The 25,280-nt window shown below is 73.6% G+C and carries 15 protein-coding genes, 1 pseudogene and 1 riboswitch; of the genes and pseudogenes, 12 read left to right on the plus strand and 4 right to left on the minus strand.

All coding sequences use genetic code 11. From position 1 onward, the window contains the following. Positions 1 to 794: 794 nt before the first annotated feature. Positions 795 to 4,424, plus strand: coding sequence for a transcription-repair coupling factor (mfd, locus tag ACWDD9_RS42705; RefSeq protein ID WP_074001293.1), 3,630 nt, complete (start codon positions 795 to 797; stop codon positions 4,422 to 4,424). Positions 4,425 to 4,586: 162 nt separating this feature from the next. On the opposite strand, the gene ACWDD9_RS42710 is transcribed toward mfd, so the two are convergent. Beyond that, positions 4,587 to 5,177 (minus strand): DUF4352 domain-containing protein, encoded by a 591-nt coding sequence (locus ACWDD9_RS42710; protein WP_449814654.1) that lies wholly within the window; start codon positions 5,175 to 5,177, stop codon positions 4,587 to 4,589. 242 nt (positions 5,178 to 5,419) lie between these two features. On the opposite strand from ACWDD9_RS42710, the gene ACWDD9_RS42715 reads away from it, so the two are divergent. From ACWDD9_RS42715 to ACWDD9_RS42730, 4 genes are all read left to right on the plus strand, one after another. Continuing rightward, complete coding sequence (locus ACWDD9_RS42715) at positions 5,420 to 7,585, plus strand: N-6 DNA methylase (protein ID WP_449814655.1); 2,166 nt, start codon at positions 5,420 to 5,422, stop codon at positions 7,583 to 7,585. A gap of 304 nt (positions 7,586 to 7,889) precedes the next feature. Then, entirely contained in the window at positions 7,890 to 8,561 is a 672-nt protein-coding gene (locus ACWDD9_RS42720) for a hypothetical protein (RefSeq protein WP_449814656.1), read from the plus strand. Continuing rightward, positions 8,558 to 10,213 (plus strand): protein kinase domain-containing protein, encoded by a 1,656-nt coding sequence (locus ACWDD9_RS42725; protein WP_449814657.1) that lies wholly within the window; start codon positions 8,558 to 8,560, stop codon positions 10,211 to 10,213. Before ACWDD9_RS42720 ends, ACWDD9_RS42725 begins: the two co-directional genes overlap by 4 nt. Before the next feature lie 2,168 nt (positions 10,214 to 12,381). Continuing rightward, the gene (locus ACWDD9_RS42730; RefSeq protein ID WP_241852759.1) at positions 12,382 to 13,425 is read left to right on the plus strand and encodes a MazG family protein; all 1,044 of its coding nucleotides are present in this window, start codon (positions 12,382 to 12,384) and stop codon (positions 13,423 to 13,425) included. A gap of 4 nt (positions 13,426 to 13,429) precedes the next feature. On the opposite strand, the gene ACWDD9_RS42735 is transcribed toward ACWDD9_RS42730, so the two are convergent. After that, positions 13,430 to 13,852 (minus strand): SDR family NAD(P)-dependent oxidoreductase, encoded by a 423-nt coding sequence (locus ACWDD9_RS42735; protein ID WP_049651970.1) that lies wholly within the window; start codon positions 13,850 to 13,852, stop codon positions 13,430 to 13,432. A 288-nt stretch (positions 13,853 to 14,140) separates the two neighbouring features. On the opposite strand from ACWDD9_RS42735, the gene ACWDD9_RS42740 reads away from it, so the two are divergent. From ACWDD9_RS42740 to ACWDD9_RS42770, 7 genes are all read left to right on the plus strand, one after another. After that, complete coding sequence (locus ACWDD9_RS42740; RefSeq protein ID WP_074001296.1) at positions 14,141 to 15,478, plus strand: cytochrome P450 family protein; 1,338 nt, start codon at positions 14,141 to 14,143, stop codon at positions 15,476 to 15,478. Between the two features lie 221 nt (positions 15,479 to 15,699). Further along, positions 15,700 to 15,868: riboswitch (cyclic di-AMP (ydaO/yuaA leader) on the plus strand. Positions 15,869 to 15,873: 5 nt separating this feature from the next. Next, entirely contained in the window at positions 15,874 to 16,767 is an 894-nt protein-coding gene (locus ACWDD9_RS42745) for a transglycosylase family protein (RefSeq protein WP_449814658.1), read from the plus strand. 355 nt (positions 16,768 to 17,122) lie between these two features. After that, the gene (gene eno, locus ACWDD9_RS42750; protein WP_049651968.1) at positions 17,123 to 18,409 is read left to right on the plus strand and encodes a phosphopyruvate hydratase; all 1,287 of its coding nucleotides are present in this window, start codon (positions 17,123 to 17,125) and stop codon (positions 18,407 to 18,409) included. Positions 18,410 to 18,527: 118 nt separating this feature from the next. Continuing rightward, the gene (locus ACWDD9_RS42755; RefSeq protein ID WP_449814659.1) at positions 18,528 to 19,025 is read left to right on the plus strand and encodes an FtsB family cell division protein; all 498 of its coding nucleotides are present in this window, start codon (positions 18,528 to 18,530) and stop codon (positions 19,023 to 19,025) included. After that, positions 18,997 to 19,668: a DUF501 domain-containing protein gene (locus ACWDD9_RS42760; RefSeq protein WP_079271855.1), complete on the plus strand. Its 672-nt coding sequence runs from the start codon at positions 18,997 to 18,999 to the stop codon at positions 19,666 to 19,668. Before ACWDD9_RS42755 ends, ACWDD9_RS42760 begins: the two co-directional genes overlap by 29 nt. Beyond that, positions 19,665 to 20,606, plus strand: coding sequence for a Ppx/GppA phosphatase family protein (locus ACWDD9_RS42765; RefSeq protein ID WP_449814660.1), 942 nt, complete (start codon positions 19,665 to 19,667; stop codon positions 20,604 to 20,606). The genes ACWDD9_RS42760 and ACWDD9_RS42765 overlap by 4 nt, the downstream gene beginning before the upstream one ends. 428 nt (positions 20,607 to 21,034) lie before the next feature. Beyond that, positions 21,035 to 22,402 (plus strand): NAD(P)/FAD-dependent oxidoreductase, encoded by a 1,368-nt coding sequence (locus ACWDD9_RS42770; RefSeq protein ID WP_049651966.1) that lies wholly within the window; start codon positions 21,035 to 21,037, stop codon positions 22,400 to 22,402. Between the two features lie 177 nt (positions 22,403 to 22,579). Here ACWDD9_RS42770 and ACWDD9_RS42775 read toward each other — a convergent pair whose 3' ends face one another. Together ACWDD9_RS42775 and ACWDD9_RS42780 are read right to left on the minus strand one after the other, a co-directional pair. Continuing rightward, positions 22,580 to 25,135 (minus strand): ABC transporter permease, encoded by a 2,556-nt coding sequence (locus tag ACWDD9_RS42775; protein ID WP_375877778.1) that lies wholly within the window; start codon positions 25,133 to 25,135, stop codon positions 22,580 to 22,582. A gap of 48 nt (positions 25,136 to 25,183) precedes the next feature. Continuing rightward, positions 25,184 to 25,280: pseudogene (locus tag ACWDD9_RS42780) on the minus strand (ABC transporter ATP-binding protein); the annotation flags it as partial.

Consider the following 25,280-nt stretch of genomic DNA (forward strand, 5'->3'; position numbering starts at 1 on the left):
AGCTTCCTACGCCCCTGCGGCTTCCGCTCCCCGCGGATCTCGAAGTCCATCGCACCCCTTGAGCTGAGGTGTTGCGACGACCGTTAGAACCCAAGACCGGGCGGGCCGGGGCCTTCGTCGTGCCGGGGTGCCGGTCGTGCCGGGGCGGGGCGGGGCGGAACAGGGGGCCGGGTTCGGGATAGGACGGCGGCCGACGGGGTAGGCCCCGGGAACGAAAGAGGCCGAGACCCGTGGCGCCCTCCAGGAAAGGGCGCCACGGTTCCCGGCGCTTGGGCGGGCGCCCCCACCCAGGGCCGCCCGGCCTCGCACCTCCGACCCCCATCGGGGGTGCGACAGTGCCCCCACAGCCATCCCCCACGGTTGGGTGCGGCGGGCACGTTCACCATGGTGCGCGATCTCCATGGACGGCCAGTGACAGGAGTATGTCCAGTTCGTGGCGGATGGCCGTGCCCGGTTCGGTGCGGGTTCCGGTCGGTTCGTCCACCGGCCGGACCGGTGGTCCGTCCAGCCGTTCGTTCCCGGATGTGTTCCTGACAAAACTTGGGGCCGGCCCGGGGCGGGGGTCGACGCCCCGGGCCCCGGTGCGGCCCCGGTGCGGTCCTGGCGAGGTCCCGGTGCGGTCCCCGGTCCGGCTCGGGTCCGGCCCCGCCGGAGCCGTGGACCGCGTGCGTGTCCGTGCCGCGGCGTAGGCTGGAGACCCCCGGCCGCTCGGCGTGCCGGGCCGTTCGCGTTGCCCCGGCGGGCCTTCGCCGCCCCGGGACAGCACCAGCCACGGGACGAAGAAGAGACCCCAGATGAGTCTGACCGGACTGCTCGATGTCGTCGCGCGGGACGCGGCGCTCGCCGAGGCCATCGAGGCGGCCACCGCCACCGGAGCCGCGGCCGGCGGACGCCGCCACCTGGACCTGGTCGGGCCGCCCGCCGCCCGGCCGTTCGCCATCGCCGCGCTGGCCCGCGCGCTCGCCGGGCAGGCCGCCGGGGAACGGGGCCGTCCGGTGCTCGCCGTCACCGCGACCGGCCGGGAGGCCGAGGACCTCGCGGCCTCGCTGCGCTCGCTGCTGCCCGCCGACGCCGTCGCCGAGTTCCCGGCCTGGGAGACCCTGCCGCACGAACGGCTGTCGCCCCGCTCGGACACCGTCGGGCGCCGGCTGGCCGTGCTGCGCCGGATCGTGCACCCGAGGGCGGACGACCCGGCGGCGGGGCCGGTCCAGGTGATCGTCGCCCCGGTCCGCTCGGTGCTCCAGCCGCAGGTCAAGGGGCTGGCCGAGCTGGAGCCGGTGGCCGTCCGGCGCGGTGAGTCGTACGACCTGGAGGAGGTGGCCCGCCGGCTCTCCGCCGCCGCCTACGCGCGCGTCGAACTGGTCGAGAAGCGCGGCGAGTTCGCCGTCCGCGGCGGCATCCTGGACGTCTTCCCGCCGACCGAGGAGCACCCGCTGCGGGTGGAGTTCTGGGGCGACGAGGTCGAGGAGGTCCGGTACTTCAAGGTCGCCGACCAGCGCTCGCTGGAGATCGCCGAGCACGGCCTGTGGGCGCCGCCCTGCCGAGAGCTGCTGCTCACCGACGAGGTGCGGGCCCGGGCCGCCGAGCTGGCCGCCGAGCACCCCGGGCTGGCCGAGATCCTCGACCGGATCGCCGAGGGGATCGCGGTCGAGGGCATGGAGTCGTTGGCGCCGGTGCTGGTGGACGACATGGAGCTGCTGCTGGACGTGCTGCCGCTCGGCTCCGTCACGGTGGTCTGCGACCCGGAGCGGGTCCGCACCCGGGCCGCCGACCTGGTCGCGACCAGCCAGGAGTTCCTGCACGCGTCCTGGGTCGCGGCCGCGGCGGGCGGGGACCGGCCGATCGACCTGGAGGCCATCGACGTCTCCGCCGCCTCGCTGCGCTCGCTCGCCGAGGTGCGCGAGCACGCCGCCGAGATCGGACTGCCCTGGTGGTCGGTCAGCCCGTTCGCGACCAGCGAGTCGACCGTCGACGGCATCCTGGAGTTCGACGCCAACACGCTGACCCTCGGCATGCACGCCGTCGAGGCCTACCGGGGCGACACCGCCCGGGCGATCGCCGACGCCAAGGAGCGGCTGGCCGCCGACTGGCGGGTCGTCATGGTGACCGAGGGCCACGGCCCGGCCTCCCGGCTCGCCGAGGTGCTGGGCAACGAGGGCATCCCGGCCCGCCTGGTCGCCGACCTCGCCGAGGCGCCCACCCGGGACGTCGTCCACGTCTCCTGCGGCTCGATCGAGCACGGCTTCGTCGACGAGGACCTGAAGCTCACGGTCATCACCGAGACCGACCTGTCCGGCCAGAAGTCCTCCACCAAGGACATGCGCCGGATGCCCTCGCGCCGCCGCAACGCGATCGACCCGCTGGCGCTGGTGGCCGGCGACTACGTCGTCCACGAGGCGCACGGCGTCGGCAAGTACGTCGAGATGGTGCAGCGCACCGTCCAGGGCGCCACCCGCGAGTACCTGGTGCTGGAGTACGCCCCGGCCAAGCGCGGCCACCCCGGCGACCGGCTGTTCGTGCCGACCGACCAGCTCGACCAGGTCACCAAGTACGTCGGCGGCGAGGCCCCGACGCTGCACCGGCTCGGCGGCGCGGACTGGGCGAAGACCAAGCAGCGGGCCAAGAAGGCGGTCAAGGAGATCGCCGCCGACCTGATCAAGCTGTACTCGGCCCGGATGGCCGCCCCCGGCCACACCTTCGGCCCGGACACCCCGTGGCAGCGCGAGCTGGAGGACGCCTTCCCGTACGCGGAGACGCCCGACCAGCTGACCACCATCGCCGAGGTCAAGTCCGACATGGAGAAGTCCGTCCCGATGGACCGGCTGATCTGCGGCGACGTCGGCTACGGCAAGACCGAGATCGCGGTGCGGGCCGCGTTCAAGGCCGTGCAGGACGGCAAGCAGGTGGCGGTGCTGGTGCCGACCACGCTGCTGGTGCAGCAGCACTTCTCGACCTTCGCCGAGCGCTACGCCAACTTCCCGGTGACGGTGAAGGCGCTGTCCCGCTTCCAGACCGACAGCGAGGCCAAGGCCGTCCTGGAGGGGCTGTTCGAGGGCTCGGTGGACGTCGTCATCGGCACCCACCGGCTGTTCTCCTCCGAGACCAGGTTCAAGGACCTCGGCCTGGTCATCGTCGACGAGGAGCAGCGCTTCGGCGTCGAGCACAAGGAGCAGCTGAAGAAGCTGCGCGCCAACGTGGACGTGCTCACCATGTCCGCGACCCCGATCCCGCGCACCCTGGAGATGGCGGTCACCGGCATCCGCGAGATGTCCACCATCACCACCCCGCCGGAGGAGCGGCACCCGGTGCTGACCTTCGTCGGGCCGTACGACGAGAAGCAGATCTCGGCCGCGATCCGGCGTGAACTCCTGCGCGAGGGCCAGGTGTTCTACATCCACAACCGGGTGGAGTCGATCGACAAGGCGGCCGCCCGGCTGAAGGACCTGGTGCCCGAGGCGCGGATCGCCACCGCGCACGGGCAGATGGGGGAGACCCAGCTGGAGAAGGTCGTCGTCGACTTCTGGGAGAAGGAGTTCGACGTCCTGGTGTCGACCACGATCGTGGAGTCCGGCATCGACATCTCCAACGCCAACACCCTGATCGTGGAGCGCGGCGACACCTTCGGCCTCTCCCAGCTGCACCAGCTGCGCGGCCGGGTCGGCCGCGGCCGCGAGCGCGGCTACGCGTACATGCTGTACCCGCCGGAGAAGCCGCTCACCGAGACCGCGCACGAGCGGCTGGCCACCATCGCCCAGCACACCGAGATGGGCGCGGGCATGTACGTCGCGATGAAGGACCTGGAGATCCGCGGCGCGGGCAACCTGCTCGGCGGCGAGCAGTCCGGGCACATCGCGGGCGTCGGCTTCGACCTCTACATGCGGATGGTCGGCGAGGCGGTGGCGGAGTTCCGCGAGTCGCTGGCCGGCGGCGGGGAGGCGGAGGAGGAGCCGCTGGAGGTGAAGATCGAGCTGCCGGTCGACGCCCACGTGCCGCACGACTACGCGCCTGGCGAGCGGCTGCGGCTGCAGGCGTACCGCTCGATCGCCGCGGTCAACTCGGAGGAGGACATCCAGCAGGTCCGGGACGAGCTGGTGGACCGCTACGGCAAGCTGCCCGAGCCGGTGGAGAACCTGCTGCTGGTCGCGGCGCTGCGGCTGTACGCCCGGCGGTGCGGGATCTCGGACATCACCCTCCAGGGCTCCAACGTGCGCTTCGGGCCGGTGGAGCTGCGGGAGTCCCAGCAGCTGCGGCTGAACCGGCTCTACCCGCGCAGCCAGGTGAAGGCGGCGGCCCAGCAGCTGCTGGTGCCGCGCCCGAGCACCGGGCGGATCGGCGGCAAGCCGCTGGTCGGGCGGGAGCTGCTGGGCTGGTGCAGCGAGTTCCTGTCGGCGATGTTCGACGACCTGGCGGGGGCGAAGAAGTAGCGTCCGCCCCTCGGGTGGTCCACGGCGGTCTCGGGCTCTGCCCGGGGCCGCCGTTTCGTTTCTGTCCGCCTGCCTGTCCGCCTGCCTGTCCGCCTGCCTGTCCGCCTGCCTGTCCGTCCGCCTGAGCGGGGCGGGGCGGGGCCGCGGCTGTGAACAGGGCTGTCAGCCGATCTTCCACTGGCCGGTCTGCGGGGCGAAGCCGCTGTCCAGGCCGAACTGGGCCTTGTCGAGCTTGACGTCCTTCGGGACCTCGAAGGTGACGAAGCCGAGGGCGCTCTCGCCGGGGGCGATGGTGGCCGGGACCTGGAAGCTCGGGCCGGCCTTGGTGTCGGCGACCGTGGTGCCGAAGGCCTGGCCCTGGGCGTCCAGCACCTTGGCGCCGTTGCCCGGGGCGTCGCTGTAGGCCTTCTTGCCGCTGGCCTTGATCCGGAACTGGACCGCGACGAAGCGCTTGCCGTCGGCCGGGTGGACGTACTCGTTGTCGGCCTCGGCGTTGTCGACCACCTTCACCAGCGTCACGTCGGCGGTGTCGGCCGGGTCGTTGCCCTTGAGCGGGATGGTGTCGCCGACCTGCGCCACCTTGGGGGCGTCGGCCGGCTTGCCGCCGCCGGCGGGCGCGCTCGCGGCGGCGCTCTGCTTGGGCTCGGTGGCGACGGACGGGCCGCCGGTGGAGTTGCACGCCGTCGCGGTGAGCGTGATCAGGGCGGCGCCCAGCAGCAGGGAGGCGGTGCGGCGGCGGGGGGTCGCGGACATGGGTGTTCTCCCGGTGATCGGTGGTCTTCCTGGCGCCGCCCCCGTTCGGTGGCGACGGAGAGATCACACCACTCGGGCGTGAACCATGTCAATGCGATTTCACAAAAGAACTCTGTTCACATGTGAACTGGGATCGAGGGGCCCGTCGCTATGCTGTGCGGTCACAGCCCCGAGCCGCCCACCCCGGCCCGGCGCCCAGCCCCCGCCCGCAGTGCGGTCGCAGCCCCACCGAAGGAGCCCCCGTGCCGGACCGTCCCGAAGTGACCGCCGCCGAGATCGCCCGGCTGGCCGGCGTCGGCCGGGCCGCGGTCAGCAACTGGCGCCGCCGCCACCCCGACTTCCCGCGCCCGGTCGGCGGCACCGACGCCAGCCCGGCCTTCGCGCTCGCCGAGGTCGAGTCCTGGCTGCGCGCCCAGGGCAAGATCGCCGAACTCCCGCTGCTGGAGCGGGTCTGGCAGCTCGTCGACACCCTCCGCGACCCGGCCGGCCACCCCGCCGCCCCGCTGGTCGAGGCGGGCGCCCTGCTCCTGCTGCTGCACCGCGAGCCCGGACAGTGGGCCGAACTCGCCGACCGGCCCGACACCCGGCTCGCCCTCGCACTGCCCCGGGCCGTCGCCGGCACCGCCGTGCACGCCTTCGGCCCGGACGGCGCCCGCACCCTCGGCCTCCCCGGCCTGCTCGGCAGCACCCAGCTGGACCTCGCCCGGCTGCTCGCCGAACTCGCCGCCCAGGCCGGCCCGGTCGGCGCGTACGAGCAGCTGCTCACCCGGTACGCCGAGGCCAACACCCGCCAGCTCAGCCCCACCCCGCCGGAGGCCGCCGAGCTGCTCGCCGCCGTCGCCGGCGTCCCCGCCACCGTGCTCGACCCGGCCGTCGGCCTCGGCTCCGTCCTGCTCGCCCACCCGCCGACCACCGGCCGCTACGGCCAGGACGCCGACCCGGTCGCCGCCGCCCTCGCCCGGCTCCGGATCGCCCTGCACACCCCCGCCGACGAGCCCGGCCCGCTGCCGCTCGACCTGCGGGCCGGCGACGCCCTGCGCGCCGACGGCTTCCCCGGCGACACCTTCGAGGCGGTGCTCTGCCAGCCCCCGTACAACGAGCGCGACTGGGGCCACGACGAGCTGCAGTACGACACCCGCTGGCCCGGCGGGCTCGTCCCGCCGCGCGGCGAGTCCGAACTCGCCTGGGTGCTGCACTGCCTCGCCCACACCCGCCCCGGCGGCCTCGCCGCGCTGCTGCTCCCGCCGACCGTCGCCGCCCGCCGGGCTGGCCGCCGCATCCGGGCCGAACTGCTCCGCTCCGGCGCGCTGCGGGCCGTCATCGCGCTGCCGGCCGGCGCCGCCCCGCCGTACGGCGTCCCGCTGCACCTGTGGGTGCTGCGCGCGCCCCTGCCGGGAAGCGACTTCCGCCAGGTGCTGATGCTGGACGCCGGGGCGTCGGCCTCCGGCCCGGCACCTACCGGACCGGGCGGGGCCGCCGGGGCGCAGGCCGCCGAGGGGGGCCGGGACAAGGTCGACTGGACCGGGCTGCGCCGCACCGTCCTGGACGCCTGGCGCGGCTTCGACCTCGCCGCGCGCGAGGGCCTGCCCGTTCCCGCCGACCGCCCCGGCGTCCACCGGGTGATGGCCGCCATCGACCTGCTCGACGACGAGACCGACCTCTCCCCGGCCCGGCACGTCCCGCCCGCCGCCCCGCTCGGCGGCGCGGCCGAACTCTCCCACCTCGGCGGCCGGCTCGCCGAACTGCTGGCCGACCTGCCCGACCCGGTCACGCTGCTGCCGCGGCCGGGCGCCGCGACCGATGGCGCCTCCGGTGTCGCGCCCGTCGGGGTGGTCACCATCGGCGAGCTGGTCCGCGGCGGCGCGCTGGAGGTGTACTCCTCCGGCACCGGCGCCGCCACCCGGCCGGCCGGTTCGGGCGGCACCCCCGTCGTCACCGACCAGGACCTCGCCACCGGAGCCGCCCCCAGCGCCGTCCTCGCCACCGGCCCCGGCCCGGCCGGGGACGTCCGCACCCGCCCCGGCGACGTCCTGGTCCCCGCCCTCGGCGGCGGCACCGCCCGGGTCGTCCCCGCCGAGGGCCCGCTGGTCGGCGCCGCCCTCGGCCGCCAACTCCACCTCCTGCGGCCCGACCCCGCCGCCCTGGACCCCGAGTTCCTGGCCGGCCAGTTCCGCTCCACCGCCGGCACCCGACGCGCCGCCAGCCACGCCACCACCACCGCCCGCCTCGACATCCGCCGCGTCGAACTGCCCCGCCTCCCACTCCCCGCCCAGCACCGCCTCGGCACCGCCTTCGCCCGCCTCGCCGCCTTCGACGCCGCCCTCACCCAGGCCGCCGCCCTCGGCCGCGGCCTCGCCCGGGCCGCCACCGACGCCCTGGCGACCGGCGCCCTGGCGCCGCCGGAGTAGGGCACACCTCCCAGCGGTGTACGCACCCCGAGGCCGCGTGCGGCTCCGGCGTGGACGACCGGTCCCGCCCCGGGGCCCGTCCTCGGGTCGGCGTCGCGCCCCGCTCCGGTGGGCGGCGGTGTCCCCAGGTGGGCGGGGTCCGTTCCGGAGGTGACCACGGCTCAGTACCGGCGCGGTACCGGCGTGATACCGATGCGGCAGCAGGCGGACGGAAGCCCTCCGGGGCGACCGGGCCTGGCGGTACGGTGGGCGCAGCCGTTCGCACCGTCCGTCGGTGCCGGTCCTCACCAGCTCAGGAGCGCGCATGTCAGGGCAGTACCCCGGGCAGTTCGGACCGCCGCCCGGCGGAACGCCGTACGGGCCGGGGCCGGGGCCGGGGCCGGGGTACGCGCCGGGCACGGTGCCGGGCGGACTGCCGGGCGGGCTGCCCCGGCCGGTGGCGGTGGCCGGACAGGCTCCGGTGCCCGGGCGGTTCGGGGTGGTCGCGCGGGTGCTCTGCGCGCTGGCCCCGCTGCTCACCTTCGGCCTGCTCGGGGCCGTCCCCTCGCTGCTGCTGGCGGTCCGGCGCCGACGGGCGTACGACATCCTCGGCGCGGCGGTGTTCTGCGCGCTGCTGCTCACCATGATCGTTTCCGCCGGGATCGCGGGCACCCTGAAGAACCCGGCCGCCGACACCACCGGCTCGATCACCCTGGCCGTGCTCTGGCTCCTGCCGACAGCGCACTTCCTGGTGATGGACAGCCGCGCGGTCTGGCTGGCCGGGCGGCCGGCGCCGCAGGCCGTACCGCCGGGCGTGCCGCAGGCCGTTTCGCCGTACGCGGTGCCCAACGTCTCGCCGTACGCGGCGACCGTGCCGGGGTACGGCGTACCCGCTCCCGCCGCCCAGGGTCCGGTGGCCCCGGCCCCCGAGACCTCTCACGACCTGCGCGAGCTGGGCGAGTTGCTGCGCCGCCAGGCCCGCGAGGACCGGCCGTGACCGCCACCCGGCTGATCGCCGGCCGCTACCGGCTCACCGAGAAGATCGGCCACGGCGGCATGGGCCAGGTCTGGGCCGGCCAGGACGAACGGCTGTACCGCCCGGTCGCGGTCAAGCTGCTCCGCCCCGAGCACCTGGTCCCCGGCGGGACCGGCTCCGGCGGCGAACGGGCCAGCCACGGTGACGAGTTGCGCCGTCGCTTCCTGCGCGAGTGCCGGGTCACGGCCGCGCTCGACCACCCCGGGCTGGTCACCGTCTTCGACGCGGGCGAGGACGAGGGCGAGCTCTACCTCGTCATGCAGCGCATCCCCGGCGTCAGCCTGGCCGACCTCATCGCCGAGGACGCGCCCTTCCCGATCGAGCGCGCGGCGGCCGTCGCCGCGCAGCTGTGCACCGCGCTGGCCGCCGTCCACGCCATCCCGGTGGTCCACCGCGACCTCAAGCCGAGCAACGTCATGGTCCGCGAGGACGGCCGCACCGTCCTGCTCGACCTCGGTATCGCCACCGCCCTCGACACCGAGACCACCCGGCTCACCCTCACCGGCGTGCCCGTCGGCAGCCCCTCCTACATGGCCCCCGAACAGGCCCTCGCCGCCACCACCGACCCGCGCAGCGACCTCTACGCACTCGGCTGCCTGCTGCACGAGATGCTGGCCGGGGAGGAGCCGTTCCGGGCCCCCACCGCGCTCGGCGTTCTGCGCCGGCACGTCGACGAACCGCCCGTCCCGCTGCGGGAGTTGCGCCCCGAGGTGCCGCAGCCGCTGGAACAGCTGGTGCTCGACCTGCTCGCCAAGCAGCCCGCCGACCGCCCGGCCGACGCCCGGACCGTCTACGCGCGGCTGCTCCCGCTGCTGCCCCCGGCCGACGGCGCCCCGCAACCCCGCTACACCCCGCTGCCGGACCCGGCCCGGCCCTTCCGCTACCCGCACCAGCCGCAGCCGCCGGCCGAGGCTGCCGCGCCGGTTGCCCCGGCCGCCCCGCCGTCGGTGGTCCGCTCCGAGCCACGACCCTTCCTCATCCCGCCCGCGCCTTCGACCCCTCCGACCCCACCCCCGGTTCCCGCGGGCCCGGACCTCGGCGCCGAGTGCGCCCGGCTCTCCGACCTGGTCGACGCCGGCCGCCACACCGAGGTACTCGGCCTCGCCGCCCGCCTGCTGCCCCGGGCCGAGGCCGAACTCGGCGACGCCGCACCCCTGGTGCGCACCATCCGCAGCATTTACGCCCGCACCCTCCTGCACGAGGGCCACCCCCAGCAGGCCCTCCCCGAGTACCGCCGCCTCGCCGCCACCGCCGACGGCGGCCCGCACGGACCCCAGGGCCTCGACCACCGCTACCGCGCCGCGATCTGCCTCGACCGGCTCGGCCACGGCCCCGAAGCCCTCGCCGAGTACCAGGCCCTCCTCACCGCCCACACCGCCCGGCTCGAATCCGGCCTCGACACCGACCCCGAGCGCGGCTACGACCTCCGCGAACGCATCGGCCTCCACCTCGCCGCCACCGGAGACCCCCAGAACGCCTGGCAGTGGCTCCTCCCCCTCCTCCTCGAACGCGAACGCCGCGACGGCCCCCACCACCCCACCGTCCGCCGCCTCCGCCAATCCCTCTCCACCCTCACCCCCACCGCCACCCCCTGGCCCCCACCCCGCCCCTGAGGCGGTGGCTCGTCGGGCGGGCCGTGTGGGAGGAGACCGCTTCGCCCTCACCCCCACCGCCGCCCCTTGGCCCCCATTCCGTCCCTGAGGGGCGGGGCATCGGGCAGGCCGTGGAGAGGAGACCGTTCCACCCCCACTCCCACCGCCGCCCCTGGCTCCCATCCCGCCGCCGAGGCGGTGGCTCGTCGGGCGGGCCGTGGGGTGGGGACCGCTTCACCCTCACTTTCACCGCCGCCTCCTGGACCGCGCCCCGTCTCTGAGGGGGCGCGGCGTCGGGGTGGGCTGTGGGGAGGGGACTGATTCGTCCTCACACTCACTGCCACTCCCCGGCCCCGCCCCGCCGCTGAGCGAGCGGGGCATCGGGCAGGTAAGGGGAGGAGACCGCGCCACCCTCACCCCGACCGCCGCCCCTTGGCCCCCATTCCGTCCCTGAGGGGCGGGGCATCGGGCAGGCCGTGGGGAGGAGACCGTTCCACCCTCACCCTCACCGCCGCCCCCTGGCTCCCATCCCGCCGCTGAGGGGGCGGGGTGTCGGGCGGGCTGTGGGGTGGGGACCGCTTCACCCGTACTCTCGCCGCCGCCCCTGGCACCCGCCCCGCCGCTGAACGAGCGGGGCATTGGGCAGGCGGTGGGAAGGAGACCGCCGTGGTCGGTGCCGGACAACCTGTGGGGCAGGACCGAGCCGCCGCTGGCGCGGCGGCGGCTCCAGGGATCCGGCCGCCCGCCGTTGGACGACCGGAGCCGTCTGCCGCAGGAGCGCGGCTTCGGGACTGGCACGCACTGGGACGGGGGAGCGGCCGCCGCAGCGGCTGCCCACCGGGCGGCACCATGCCGGTGACGTGGACCGGTCGCGGGCGGCGATCGACGGCTCGCATCGGCGGGCCAACCGTGGCGGCCCGCAACGGGAGCGGGTCCGGTCGGCCGTGCCGTGCCGTGCCGTGCGGGGCTCGGAGCGGCATGTGGCGGCTGGTGGTCAGGAGCGTCATGCCGACCGGCGGCTCGCATCGTTGGGTTCGTCGCGATGGCCCGCACGGGGGTCGGGTCCGGTCGGCTGCGCCGGTTCGAATCCGGAGCGCCGTGTGACGGTTGGCGGCCGGGGCGTGCCGTCGGCTGTCATGCCGGGAGGTGGCTCCGCGCTGTTGGGGCCGTCGCGGTGACTGGCAAGGCGGCTGGGTCCGTCGGCTGCGTCGGGCCGGGTTCGAGGCGCCGTGTGACGGCTGGTGGCTGGCGCATGCTGTCGGCTGTCACGCCAACCGGCGGCAACCGCCACGACAGCACCTGGCGCATGCCCCTCCTGGGCGCCGTCCTCCGTCGCCGGTTGCGGCTCGGGCTCACCGGCCGCCGGATGACCGCGTGGGCGTGGCGTTCCCCCGTGCGGGCGCCGACCGGTGCGGGGCGGCTGGGAGTGGGAAGTCGGCCGGATCGACTTCCAGCGCTCCTCGTCCCCCGTGGCCGCTTGCGGCTCTGGCCCACCACACGGTGGACGACCGCGCGGCCGCGGCGTTCCCCGGTGCGGGCGCCGACCGGTGCGGGTGGGCGTGGGAAGTCGGCCGGGTCGACTTCCTGTGCTTGTGCGGGCGTGGTGGGGGACGGCAGAGCTGGGGCGTCGGGTAGCGGCGGCTGAGGCTGGCTTTCCGCGCTGCCTGGGATGCCGTCTCCAGTAGCTGGTTGCGGCTCGGGCTCACCGGCCGCCGGACGAGCGTGTGGATGTGGTGTTTCCCCGTGCGGGCGCCGACCGGCGCGGGTGGGAGCAGGAGGTCGGCGGGGTCGACTTCCTGTGCTTGTGCGGGCGTGGTGGGGGACGGCAGGAGGGGGCAGGGGAGGCCAGCGGGGCGGTGGCTTCCCGCGCTGCCCTGGACGGCGTCCGTCGTGGCTGGTTGCGGCTCTGGCTCACTGGCCGCCGGACGACCGTGTGGATGTGGTGTTTCCCTGGGCGGGCGCCGACCGGCGCGGGGCGTGGTGCGGGGGAGTGGGAAGTCGGCTGGGTCGACTTCCTGTGCTCGCGTGGGTGCGTGGGGGCCTCGGGGATGGTGGTCTGGCCGGTTTGGGGAAGTGGGAAGTCGGCCGGGTCGACTTCCTGTGCTCGTGCGGGCGGGGTGGGGACAGCGGGGTGGCGGCTTCCCGGCCCGGCCCGGCCCGGGGTGGGGGTGCGGGGGTAGGTTCGGGGGGTGACGACGAATGCTGTGCCGACGGAGACTCCGGGCGCGAAGTTGATCCTGCTGACCACCACCCATCGGGTGGCTCCCGGCCTGCTGGCGTGGCCGGCGTGGGAGGCGTTGCGGTCGGCGGGGCGGGTGCTGGTGGGGGACGAGGGGCATCCGCAGGTGGCGGCGGTGCGGCAGGCCGGGGTGGTCGTGGAGGCGGTGCCGGCCGGGTCGGCGCCCGCGTTGGCGCGGCTGCTGACGGGGCAGCCCGCGGGGGCCGGGCCGACGGTGTGGCTGGGCAGCCCGGACGGGGACCCGGGGCTGACCGACGCGCTGGCGCGGCTGGCGGTGGAGCACGCCGGCGAGGTGCCGGAGATCGAGGTGCTGCCCGGCTCGTACGACCTGCCGGGGTCGCGGCTGCTGGACCTGGTGACGGTGATGGACCGGCTGCGCTCCCCGGGCGGTTGCCCCTGGGACGCCGAGCAGACGCACGAGAGCCTGGTGAAGTACCTGGTCGAGGAGGCGTACGAGCTGGTCGAGGCGATCGAGGCGGGGGACCGGGAGACGCTGCGCGAGGAGCTGGGCGACGTCCTGTTCCAGGTGTTCTTCCACTCCCGGATCGCCGAGGACCACCCGACCGAGCCGTTCACCGTCGACGACGTGGCCGGGGACATCGTCGAGAAGCTGATGTACCGGCACCCGCACGTGTTCGGGAACGTGGAGGTCGAGGGCGCCACCGAGGCGGAGGCGAACTGGGAGCAGCTGAAGGCGGCCGAGAAGGCGGACCGCGAGTCGGTGCTGGACGGCGTGCCGGCCGGGCTGCCCTCACTGGCGTACGCGGCGAAGCTGGTGTCGCGGGTGCGCCGGGCGGGTTTCACGGGGGTGCCGGACGAGGCGTACGGGCTGCCGGCCGAGCTGACGGCCGATTCGGCGGGCCGGCTGCTGCTCGCGGTGGTGCAGCGGGCGCACGACGCGGGGGTGGACGTGGACGCCGCGCTGCGGTCGGCCGCGCGCGGTTACCGGGACGCGGTGCGCGCGGCCGAGGGCCTCGGTCCGGTCGGGGAGTAGGCGCTCAGGCCGCCGTGGCGGTGCGCTCGGGGCGCCGCTGCGGCGGGACGAGTTCGCCGATGGCCTCGCCGACGAGGAGGACGAGTTCGGCGAGCCGCTCCAGGTCGAGGTGGTCGGGCAGGTCCGCCAGCGAGATGATCCGCTCGCCGTCGGGGCCGGCCACGGCGAACAGGTCGATCGGCCCGAGGTGCTTCTCGGCGGTGTCCACGAGGGCGGCGACGTCGCTGGGGCGGCGGATGTCGCCGCAGACGCCGACGACGGGGCAGCCCGGCCGGTCGAGTTCGGCGGCGAGGTCCTCGGCGATGCCGGCGTACTGGTCGGCGATGAGCATTCCGGCGGTGCCGGCGGCGGCGAACCGGCGGGCGAGGCCCGCGCCCGACCCGCCGTCGAGGACCGCGATGACGACGACTGACCCGCTGACCCGCATGGTCTGCTCCTCCCTGTGGGCGACACCGCACCGGCGCCCACGCGTACTGCGGAGGATCGTAGGCACGTCCTGACCCTCCGCAACAGGGATTACCCCTCAGGTGACCAGGCTCACGCCCGCCCCGCGGCCAAGAGTCGGCCAAGAGCTGTCCACGGACCGGCCACGGACCGGCCACGGAGTGTTGGCGCGCCCGACGCGTCCGGTCGCGGAAGCGCGGCGGAGGAGTGGCGGGGAAGCGGCGCCCCGCCGGAGGGAGGGCGGGCCCGTCGCACCGGATACGGTCGGTCCATGCCAGCTCAGCCCGTCCCCGCCCGGCCCGCCGCCCCGTCGTCCGACGCCCCCGCCCCGCAGCTGTTCACCTGGGAGTTCGCCGCCGACCCGTACCCCGCCTACGCCTGGTTGCGCGAGCACTCCCCGGTGCACCGCACCACCCTGCCGAGCGGGGTGGAGGCCTGGCTGGTGACCAGGTACGCGGACGCCCGGCAGGCGCTCGCGGACAGCCGGCTGTCGAAGAACCCGGCGCACCACAGCGGGCAGGCGCACCGCACCGGCCGGGTGGGCATCCCGGGGGAGCGGCAAGCGGACCTGATGACCCACCTGCTGAACATCGACCCGCCGGACCACACCCGGTTGCGCCGGCTGGTGTCGAAGGCGTTCACCCCGCGCCGGGTGGCCGAGTTCGAGCCGCGGGTGCAGCAGCTCACCGACCGGCTGATCGACGGCTTCGCGCAGCGCGGTTCGGCGGACCTGATCCACGAGTTCGCGTTCCCGCTCCCCATCTACGCGATCTGCGACATGCTCGGGGTGCCGGCCGAGGACCAGGACGACTTCCGCGACTGGGCCGGGATGATGATCCGCCACGGCGGGGGCCAACGCGGCGGCGTGGGGCGGGCGGTGAAGCGGATGCGGGCGTACCTGCTGGAGCTGATCCACCGCAAGCGGGCGGACCTCGGGGACGACCTGATCTCGGGCCTGATCCGGGCCGGCGACCACGGTGAGCACCTGACCGAGAACGAGGCCGCGGCGATGGCCTTCATCCTCCTGTTCGCGGGTTTCGAGACCACCGTGAACCTGATCGGCAACGGCACCTACGCGCTGCTGCGCAATCCGGAGCAGCGCCGGCTGCTGCAGGAGTCGGTGGTGCGCGGGGAGAGCGCGCTGCTGGAGACCGGGATCGAGGAACTCCTGCGCTACGACGGGCCGGTGGAGCTGGCGACCTGGCGGTTCGCGACCCGTCCGCTGACCATCGGCGGGGTGGACATCCCGGTCGGTGACCCGGTGCTGGTGGTGCTGGCCGCGGCGGACCGCGACCCGGCCCGGTTCGCGGCGGAGAACACCCTGGACCTGGCCCGGAAGGACAACCCCCATCTGGGCTTCGGGCACGGCATCCACTACTGCATCGGCGCTCCGCTGGCGCGCCTCGAAGGGCGTGCCGCGCTGGCCACGCTGCTTTCCCGGCTGCCCGATCTGCGGCTCGCGGAAAGCCCGGAGAATCTGCGCTGGCGGGGTGGTCTGATCATGCGTGGCCTGCGCGAACTCCCGGTGGAATTCAGCCCGGAGAGCCGTTCCCCGCACGCCCCTCCGCACCCCGTTCCGGATGCCTCTTCGACGCCTCCGACCTGCTGAGATCACGCTGACGGGAGGTCGCCGATCGCCCGCCGACGGGGGTGTGAACACCCATCAATCCGGACATAACGCCGCTGTTGGTAGGCGATCGGACACGGGCCGTAATTGTTGTGTGATATCGGTGATATGAGCTTGTGATTGGTCTGATGATCTGTCTACTCTCCCTGGAGTTCGCAGCTGCGGACCTCGTACGCGGAACGCCGAATCCTGCCCGCCGCGTCACGGGAAACCGACCAGAACCCTGGGCAGGGGCGGGGGAACCAGGTTTGTTGCCGTCTCCCCACGGCTTGGGGTGAAGCCGCCCGAGCGGAATCGTTTCCGCTTACGGCGGCCGGGCCACCTCCCGGTCCGAACCCGACAGCTCACCTCGCAGGCGTACGGAGAGGGACCTCTTCATGCTGTTCGTTGGAACTGGCCGTCACCGTCGTCGCACCCAGGCCGAGAAGGCCATCGCCGTCGCCGGTGTGGCCGGCGTCGGACTCGCGATGCCGCTCCTCACCGCCACCGGCGCCTCCGCCGCCCCGGCCTCCACCTGGGACTCCGTCGCCCAGTGCGAGAGCGGCGGCAACTGGAGCATCAACACCGGCAACGGCTTCTACGGCGGCCTCCAGTTCACGTCCAGCACCTGGAAGGCGTACGGCGGCACCGCCTACGCGGCGCAGGCCAACCAGGCCAGCAAGGCCCAGCAGATCTCGGTCGCCGAGAAGGTGCTGGCCTCGCAGGGTCCGGGCGCCTGGCCGGTCTGCTCCCAGAAGGCCGGTCTGACCAAGGGCGGTGCCCCGGCCTCGGTCGACACCTCCTCGGACGCCAAGCCGCAGTCCGCCCCCAAGCAGCAGGCCCCGAAGTCCGCCGCCAAGCCGGCCGAGAAGCCGGTCGCGCAGAAGCCCGCCGCCCAGAAGCCGGCCCAGAAGCCCGCCGCGCAGCCGGTCCAGCAGGTCGCCCCGCAGCCGCAGGCCCCGGGCTTCTCCGGCAAGGCCGGCTGGGACGCCGACGCCAAGGTGTACTGGTACCAGAACAACGGCGGCTGGTACTGGACCAGCCACCAGAGCGTCTACCAGCAGTACGCAGGCCAGGCCGCCGCCCAGCCGCAGTACGCCCCGCGCGCCGCGCAGCAGGCCCCGCAGGCCGCCGGCCACGACTACACCGTCCGTGCCGGTGACACCCTGTCGACCATCGCCGCCGCCCAGGGCGTGTCCGGCGGCTGGAGCGCGCTGTACGAGCAGAACCACTCCACCGTCGGCGGCGACCCGAACCTGATCATGCCCGGCCAGGTGCTGCACCTCGGCTGAGCCGCCCCGCCCGACGCCGGGACCGCCCGCGGCCGGCAGTACCCCGAGACCGGGGTGCCCGCCGGGGGCGCCCGCAGCCGCGCCGGAGCGCTCGACACCGACGCCGCTCCACCCCGCCGTCCGAAGGGGGCCGGTCCTACCGGTCCCCTTCGTCCGCATTCGCCCGCTCCGGTGGGACAAGCTGGGACAAGCAGGTGAACTACCGGTGGGTAGCAGGGCCACACGGTGAGACGGGACCGAGGCCGACGCGGCCACGGCAGCCCGGGCGGTTAGGCTCTGGTCGTAACGACTCCGCAATCGTCCTGCTGGCAGCACCACCGTCAGACCGGACCCTGCTCTCGCAAGGAGATGCCTCGTGCCGTCCATCGATGTCGTCGTAGCCCGTGAGATCCTCGACTCCCGCGGCAACCCCACGGTCGAGGTCGAGGTCGGCCTCGACGACGGCAGCACGGGTCGTGCCGCTGTCCCGTCGGGTGCCTCCACCGGTGCCTTCGAGGCGCTGGAGCTGCGCGACGGCGACAAGAACCGCTACTTCGGCAAGGGCGTCGAGAAGGCCGTCCTGGCCGTCATCGAGCAGATCGGCCCGGAGCTGGTCGGCTACGACGCCACCGAGCAGCGCCTGATCGACCAGGCCATGCTGGACCTGGACGCCACCCCGGACAAGTCCTCGCTCGGCGCCAACGCCATCCTGGGCGTCTCGCTGGCCGTCGCGCACGCCGCCTCCGAGGCCAGCGACCTGCCGCTGTTCCGCTACCTGGGCGGCCCGAACGCGCACGTCCTGCCGGTCCCGATGATGAACATCCTCAACGGCGGGTCGCACGCGGACTCCAACGTCGACATCCAGGAGTTCATGATCGCCCCGATCGGCGCGGAGTCCTTCTCCGAGGCCGTCCGCTGGGGCGTCGAGGTCTACCACACGCTCAAGGGCGTGCTGAAGGAGCGCGGCCTGTCCACCGGTCTGGGCGACGAGGGCGGCTTCGCCCCGAACCTGGACTCCAACCGCGAGGCCCTGGACCTCATCGTCGAGGCCATCGAGAAGGCCGGCTACGTGCCCGGCCGTGACGTCGCGCTGGCCCTGGACGTCGCCTCCTCCGAGTTCTACGAGGACGGCGCCTACCGGTTCGAGGGCAAGGACCTCACCGCCGCCGAGCTCATCGAGTACTACGCCGAGCTGGTCGCCGCCTACCCGCTGGTCTCCATCGAGGACCCGCTGGACGAGTCGGACTGGGCCGGCTGGAAGGCCATGACCGACAAGCTGGGCGACAAGGTCCAGCTGGTCGGCGACGACCTGTTCGTCACCAACCCGGCCCGTCTGGCCCGCGGCATCGAGACCGGCACCGCCAACGCGCTGCTGGTGAAGGTGAACCAGATCGGTTCGCTGACCGAGACCCTGGACGCCGTCGAGCTGGCCCAGCGCAACGGCTACCGCTGCATGATGTCGCACCGCTCCGGTGAGACCGAGGACGTCACCATCGCCGACCTGGCCGTCGCCACCAACTGCGGCCAGATCAAGACCGGTGCCCCGGCCCGCTCCGAGCGCGTCGCCAAGTACAACCAGCTGCTGCGCATCGAGGAGATCCTCGACGACGCCGCCGAGTACGCCGGCCGCGGCGCCTTCCCGCGCTTCCGCCACGAGGGCTGAGCGCTCCCGGTAGCGCACGCCTGACCGGTGCCCCGCCGTTCACCCCGTAGGGTGGACGGCGGGGCACCGTCGCGACCAGGAGGGGATACGGGAGATGGCTGGCTGGAGGATCCCGGGCTTGGCGGCCCGGCCCCGGTTCACGAGCCGGGCGACCGTCCTCGTCCTGGTGCTCTGCTCGCTGGTGGCGATCCTCGCCTACCCGACGCGGCAGTTCATCTCCCAGCGCGCCGAGATCTCCGCCCAGCGGGCGAAGGCCGACCACGCGCGCCAGCAGGTCGAGCAGCTGCGCCGGGAGAAGGCCCGCTGGCAGGACCCGGAGTACGTCAAGGCGCAGGCCCGCGCCCGGCTGCACTACGCGGTGCCGGGGGAGACCCCGTACATCGTGGTGGACCCGGCCGGTCAGGCCTCCGCCAGGACCTCCTCGTCCGCGGGCGGGGCCGCCTCCGGGCCGAACGCGGCGCCCGGCGGCGCCGCCGGCCAGGCGAAGGCCGCCAAGCCCTGGTACGCCAGCATCTGGGACTCGGTGGACGCCGCCGACACCGCCGCGGCGGCCCCCGCCACCCCCCTTCCCCTCCCACCGTCCCCCGTTGGAGACACCTCCCCCCATGACCACTGAGAACCACCCCACCGTCTCCGACGCCGACGTCGCGGCCATCGCCGCCCAGCTCGGCCGGGTGCCGCGCGGCCTGCGCGGCGTGGCGCACCGCTGCCCCTGCGGCAACCCGGACGTCGTGGAGACGGCTCCCCGGCTGCCGGACGGCACGCCGTTCCCCACGCTCTACTACCTGACCTGCCCCAAGGCCGCCTCGCTGATCGGCACCCTGGAGGCGGAGGGCGTGATGAAGGACCAGAGCGCCCGGCTCGCCGAGGACCCGGAGCTGGCCGCCGCCTACCAGAAGGCGCACGAGGACTACATCGCCCGGCGCGACGCGATCGAGGTGCTGGAGGGCTTCCCGAGCGCCGGCGGCATGCCGGACCGGGTGAAGTGCCTGCACGTGCTGGTCGGCCACTCGCTGGCGGCCGGCGAGGGCGTCAACCCGCTCGGCGACGAGGCGATCGGCATGCTGGAGGACTGGTGGGCCAAGGGCCCGTGCGTCTCCCCGGCCGAGGTCGAGGCGGCCGGTGAGCGGGTCGCCCGCAACCGCGCCAAGGAGCAGGACCACGAGGCCGTGATCGCCGCCAAGCAGCAGAAGGCCGCCGAGCGCGCCGCGAAGAAGCGGGCCGCCGAGGACGCCGCGGCGGAGCGGGAGTCCGAGTGAGCGCGACCCGGGTGGCCGCGATCGACTGCGGCACCAACTCGATCCGCCTGCTGGTCGCCGACCTCGACCCGGAGACCGGGGAGATCACCGACCTGGACCGCCGGATGATCGTCAACCGGCTGGGCCAGGGCGTGGACCGGACCGGCCGGCTGCACCCGGACGCGCTGGCCCGCACCTTCGCGGCCTGCCGGGAGTACCAGGAGATCATCTCCGGCTTCGGGGTCGGCCCCGAGCGGGTCCGCTTCGTCGCCACCAGCGCCTCCCGGGACGCCGAGAACAGCGACGAGTACGTCAAGGGCGTGCGCGACATCCTGGGCGTCGAGCCCGAGGTGGTGAGCGGCGAGGAGGAGGCGCGGCTGTCCTTCGTGGGCGCCACCAAGGAGCTGACCGGCGGTCAGTTCCCCGGTCCGTACCTGGTGTTCGACCTCGGCGGCGGCTCCACCGAGTTCGTGCTCGGCACGGACGACGTGCAGGCGGCGCGCTCGGTGGACATCGGCTGCGTGCGGCTCACCGAGCGGTACTTCGGCGACGCCGAGCTGCCCTCCGAGGCGCAGGTCGAGGCCGCCCGGGCGCACGTGCGGGCCGAGCTGGACCGGGCCGAGGAGGTCGTCCCGCTGACCGGCGCGGCCACCCTGGTGGGCCTGGCCGGGACGGTCACCACGGTGTCCGCGATCGCCCAGGGCCTGCCCGGCTACGACTCGGCGGCGATCCACCACTCGCGGATCAGCCGGGAGCGGGTCGCCGGGATCGCCCGGGAGCTGCTGGCCGCCACCCACGCCGAGCGCGCGGCCATCCCGTCGATGCACCCGGGCCGGGTGGACGTGATCGCGGCCGGGGCGCTGGAACTGCTGGAGATCATGGAGCGCACCGGCGCCGCCGAGGTGGTCGTGAGCGAGCACGACATCCTGGACGGAATCGCCTTCGGTATCGCCTCCTGACCCCGTGCGGGGCTTACCCGACCGGCCCCGGCACCCCTTTCGGGGGGCCGGGGCCGGGGCGCGCCCGAGCGCGGGTGGGAAAGTTCGTGAATTTCTTCACATGGGGATCCGGCCATTCGCCGCACCGGCCCGCCCACTACGTCCGAAATGTGGGACCGAAGGCCCGTCGGCCGGGTGGCCCATGGGATCGCAGGTCAGGCCTCGTTTGAGGTTTGAAAATCGAAATCACGTGCGGGAACCCGGGCGTTGTGCGGATCGTTGCTGCTCAGGCCGGTGGTGCTCCGCCGTGCGTTCGCGCGGGGCCGCCCAGGGGTGGGGGCCACCGCGCCGGGCCCGGTTTTGCGGCCGCGCAGTGTAGCACGGGGGGTCCGTCAACTTGTGACCGGGCTCACGAAGGCTGCTCCGGACGGTGCTGGATACTTTCGGATATGAGCACCACGGAGCGTCCTCGCATCCTCATTGTCGGCGGTGGTTACGTCGGCCTGTATGCCGCGATGCGCATCCTCAAGAAGATGCGTTACGGCGAAGCGACCGTCACGGTCGTCGACCCGCGGTCGTACATGACGTACCTGCCCTTCCTCCCCGAGGCGGCCGGCGGCAGTGTCGCGCCTCGCAACCTCATCGCGCCGCTGCGCAGCACCCTGAAGAAGGCGGAGGTGCTGACCGGGTCCGTCACCGGCATCGACCACGCCCGCAAGGTTGCCACCATCCAGCCCGCGGCCGGTGACAGCTACGAGCTGCCCTTCGAGTACCTGGTCGTCGCGACCGGCTCGGTCTCCCGCACCTTCCCGATCCCGGGTCTGGCGGAGAACGGCCTCGGCATGAAGACGGTCGAGGAGGCCATCGGCCTCCGCAACCACGTCATGGCCCAGCTCGACAAGGCCGAGTCCACCACGGACGAGGACATCCGCCGCAAGGCGCTGACCTTCGTGGTGATCGGTGGCGGCTTCGCCGGCATCGAGACCGTCGCCGAGGTCGAGGACATGGCCCGCGACGCGGCCAAGCTGTACAAGACCGTCAGCCGCGAGGACATGCGCTTCGTGGTGGTCGAGGCGGCCAACCGCATCCTCCCCGAGATGGGCCCGGACCTCGGTCTGTGGACCAAGGAGAAGCTCGAGGAGCGCAACATCGAGGTCTACATCGAGACCTCGATGGACTCCTGCGTCGACGGCCACGTCATGCTGAAGAACGGCATGGAGATGGACGCCTCCACCATCGTGTGGACGGCCGGCGTGAAGCCGAACCCGGTGCTGGCCAACTTCGGCCTGCCGCTGGGCCCGCGCGGCCACGTCGACACCGCGCCGACCCTCCAGGTCCAGGGCTTCGACTACGTCTGGTCCGCCGGCGACAACGCCCAGGTGCCGGACCTCGCCGCGGGCGAGGGCGCCTGGTGCCCGCCGAACGCCCAGCACGCCAGCCGTCAGGCCGTCGTCCTCGGCGACAACGTGATCTCCGGCATGCGCGGCTTCCCGCAGAAGGAGTACAAGCACAAGAACCTGGGTGCGGTCGCCGGTCTCGGCCTGCACAAGGGCGTGGCGATCCTCTTCGGCAAGTACAAGCTGAAGGGCCGTCCGGCCTGGTGGTTCCACCGCCTGTACCACGGTGCGATGGTGCCGACCTTCAACCGCAAGGTCCGCGTCTTCACCGACTGGACCCTCGCGATGTTTCTCAAGCGCGAGATGGTCGGCCTCGCCCAGATGGAGAAGCCGCAGCTTCCCATCCAGGAGGTCACTCCGCCCACCAAGCCCGTCGAGGCCGCCAAGCCGGCCGCCGACAAGGAACTCGCCAGCAAGTAAGCGACTGAGACCCCGGTGTGGGAGCACCGGGGTATGAGTCGGAGGCTCTCCGCCCGGCAGCGTTGCCGGACCACGACCTCCGTGGTGCTCAGCCGGCCGTGCGACCGGGCGGAGTACAGAAGTAGAAGGTCCCCTGCCGAACCCTCCGGCAGGGGACCTCTCTCGTTGCGGGACCGGTCAGTCGGTCTTGATGCTCTCCAGGATGTCCAGCTTGGACGCCCGGCGGGCCGGCCAGATCGCGGCCACCAGGCCGACCACCCCGGCCAGCGCCAGGAACAGCGCCAGCTGGCCGAACGGCAGGACCGTGGTCAGGCCGGAGAGGCTGGACTTCAGGGTGCCGTTGATCGCCCAGGCGATGAAGCAGCCGAGCAGCAGGCCGATGCCGGCGCCGAACAGCGAGATCACCACGGACTCCAGACGGACCATCCGCTTGATGCCGCCGCGGTCCAGGCCGATCGCCCGCAGCATCCCGATCTCGCGCTTGCGCTCGAAGACCGACATCGCCAGCGTGTTGACCACGCCCAGGATCGCGATCAGGACCGCCATCCCCAGCAGGCCGTACATCAGGTTCAGCGCGAAGGTGATGGTCTGGCTGAACTCGTCCCGGACGTCCTGCTTGGACTTCACCTCGATCACCGGGTTGGCGCCGGTGGCGTCCTTCAGGGCCTGCTTGAGGCCGTCGGTGGCGCCGTCCCTGCCCTTGACCAGGACGTCGGAGATGTACGGCTTCGGCTCGTGCTTGGCGATCTCGCTGTTGGCCAGCATGACCGGGCCGAGCATGCCGCCGGTCTTGTACACGCCGCCGACGGTGACCTTGCCGGTGGACTCGTCCGGGTAGGCCACGGTCAGCACCGAGCCGGTGGTGGCGTTCAGCTTCTTGGCGGCGTCCTCGTCGAGCAGCAGCTGGCCCTGGCCGAAGCCGGCGGTGGAGCCGCTGGTCAGCTCGACGTCGGCGAGCTGGTCCAGGACGGCGGCGTCCAGGCCGTTGACCGTCCTGCTGGTGCCGTCGAGCTCCCAGTACGCGGTCGTCATCGCCGAGGAGGCGGCCACCCCGGGGGCCTTGGCGATCTGGGCGGGCACCTGCGCGGACAGGCTCATGCCGTTGGCGGCCCCGACGATGAAGTCGGCCTTCATCGAGCCGGTGACGGCCCGGTCGATGGTGTCGTTGACCGAGGCGCCGATCACGGTGAGCCCGGTGACCAGGGTCAGACCGATGGTCAGCGCGGCGGCGGTGGCCGCGGTGCGGCGCGGGTTGCGCACCGCGTTCCGCTGGGCGAGCCTGCCCGGGGTGCCGCCGAGCCGCAGCAGCGGGCCGACCAGCGCGACCACCGGACGGGAGAGCAGCGGCAGCAGGACGAACACGCCGATCAGGGCCAGGAAGGCGCCCAGGCCGACCGGCAGCCGGCCGCTGTCGTTGCCGGTGGAGGCGCCGTAGCCGATCAGGGCGAGGCCGCCGCCGGCGAGCACCGAGCCGATCGTGTTGCGGACCACCAGGCTCTTCTGGGAGACCGGCTGGTCGCCGCTGCTCATCGCGGCCACCGGGGCGATCCGGGAGGCGCGCATGGCGGGCAGCAGGGCCGACGTGACCGTCACCAGGACGCCGACCACGACCGTCACCACGACGGTGAGCGGCTTGATCACCAGCGAGCCGTTCGGCATGTTCTCGTTCATCGCGCCGATCAGCGACTGCATCCCGGCGCCGATCCCGATGCCGGCGGCCAGACCGGCCACCGCGGAGACGGTGCCGATCAGCAGCGCCTCGATCAGCACGGACCGGGTGACCTGCTTGCGGCTGGCACCGATGGCCCGCATCAGGGCCAGCTCCTTGGTGCGCTGGGCGACCAGCATGGTGAAGGTGTTGGCGATGATGAAGATGCCGACGAAGAGCGAGATGAAGGCGAAGACCAGGAGCATCGTGCGCATGCTGCTGGTGCTCCTGGTGATCATCTCCTGCTCGTCGGCCTTGAGCTTGGCGCCGGTCTCGATGTCGAACTGGTGGCCGGAGGGCACCACGGGCTGGGCCTGGGCGAGCAGTACGTCCTGGCTGGTGCCGGGCTTGGCGGTGAGCACGACGCTGCTGTAGCGGCCGGGCTCCAGCAGGGTCTGCTGGGCGGTGGCCCGGTCGAACAGGGTGAGCGAGCCGCCGGTGTTCACGACCGGGTCGTCGGTGGTGAAGATCCCGGTGAGCTTCGCCTCGATCACCGGTCCGTTGGCGGCGACCCGGACGGTGTCGCCGACCTTGTAGCCCGCCTTGTCGGCGGTCTTGCGGTCGAGCGCGACCTCCTTGGCGGCCTTCGGGCCCTGGCCCTCGGCCATCGGGTAGCGCGGGTCCTTGCCGTCCTGGCCGGGTGCGAAGTTGGCGCCCTTGGCGGCCCAGACCTGGCCGATCAGGTTGCCCTTCTTGTCGGCCACGCCGGTGAAGCCGCTGACCACGCCGCGGGCGCCGGCGGTGCCCGGCAGGGCGGCCAGCTGCTGGACGGTGGCGTCGGTGAGGGTGGCGGAGCCGCCCTCGCTCTTCTGCCGGGCGGAGGCGTTGGAGCCGGCCGCGCGGTCCACCACCTGGACCGAGACGTCCGAGTAGCTCTTGGAGTTGCTGTCCCGCATGGCCTTGCCGAAGGTGTCGGAGAAGACCATGGTGCCGGCCACGAAGGCGGTGCCGAGCATGACGGCCAGGGCCGTCATCAGCAGCCGGCCCTTGTGGGCCAGCACGTTGCGCAGTGCGGTGCGATACATGGGGTGTCCTGGGAAGGTCGGTGAGCGGGCTGCGACTGCTGCGCCGGACTAGCTGGTGCGGCCCTTGGCGTCGAAGCGGCGCATGCGGTCCAGGACGGTGTCGGCGGTGGGCTGGTGGAGTTCGTCGACGATGCGGCCGTCGGCG

Source organism: Kitasatospora sp. NPDC001119 (genome assembly GCF_053598475.1).

Excerpts from the sequence above, each read along its gene's own strand:
- ACWDD9_RS42745 (WP_449814658.1), top strand. The coding sequence starts at position 15,874 with ATGCTGTTCGTTGGAACTGGCCGTCACCGTCGTCGCACCCAGGCCGAG.
- ACWDD9_RS42775 (WP_375877778.1), bottom strand. The coding sequence starts at position 25,135 with ATGTATCGCACCGCACTGCGCAACGTGCTGGCCCACAAGGGCCGGCTG.
- mfd (WP_074001293.1), top strand. The coding sequence starts at position 795 with ATGAGTCTGACCGGACTGCTCGATGTCGTCGCGCGGGACGCGGCGCTC.
- ACWDD9_RS42720 (WP_449814656.1), top strand. The coding sequence starts at position 7,890 with ATGTCAGGGCAGTACCCCGGGCAGTTCGGACCGCCGCCCGGCGGAACG.
- ACWDD9_RS42710 (WP_449814654.1), bottom strand. The coding sequence starts at position 5,177 with ATGTCCGCGACCCCCCGCCGCCGCACCGCCTCCCTGCTGCTGGGCGCC.
- ACWDD9_RS42740 (WP_074001296.1), top strand. The coding sequence starts at position 14,141 with ATGCCAGCTCAGCCCGTCCCCGCCCGGCCCGCCGCCCCGTCGTCCGAC.
- ACWDD9_RS42735 (WP_049651970.1), bottom strand. The coding sequence starts at position 13,852 with ATGCGGGTCAGCGGGTCAGTCGTCGTCATCGCGGTCCTCGACGGCGGG.
- ACWDD9_RS42770 (WP_049651966.1), top strand. The coding sequence starts at position 21,035 with ATGAGCACCACGGAGCGTCCTCGCATCCTCATTGTCGGCGGTGGTTAC.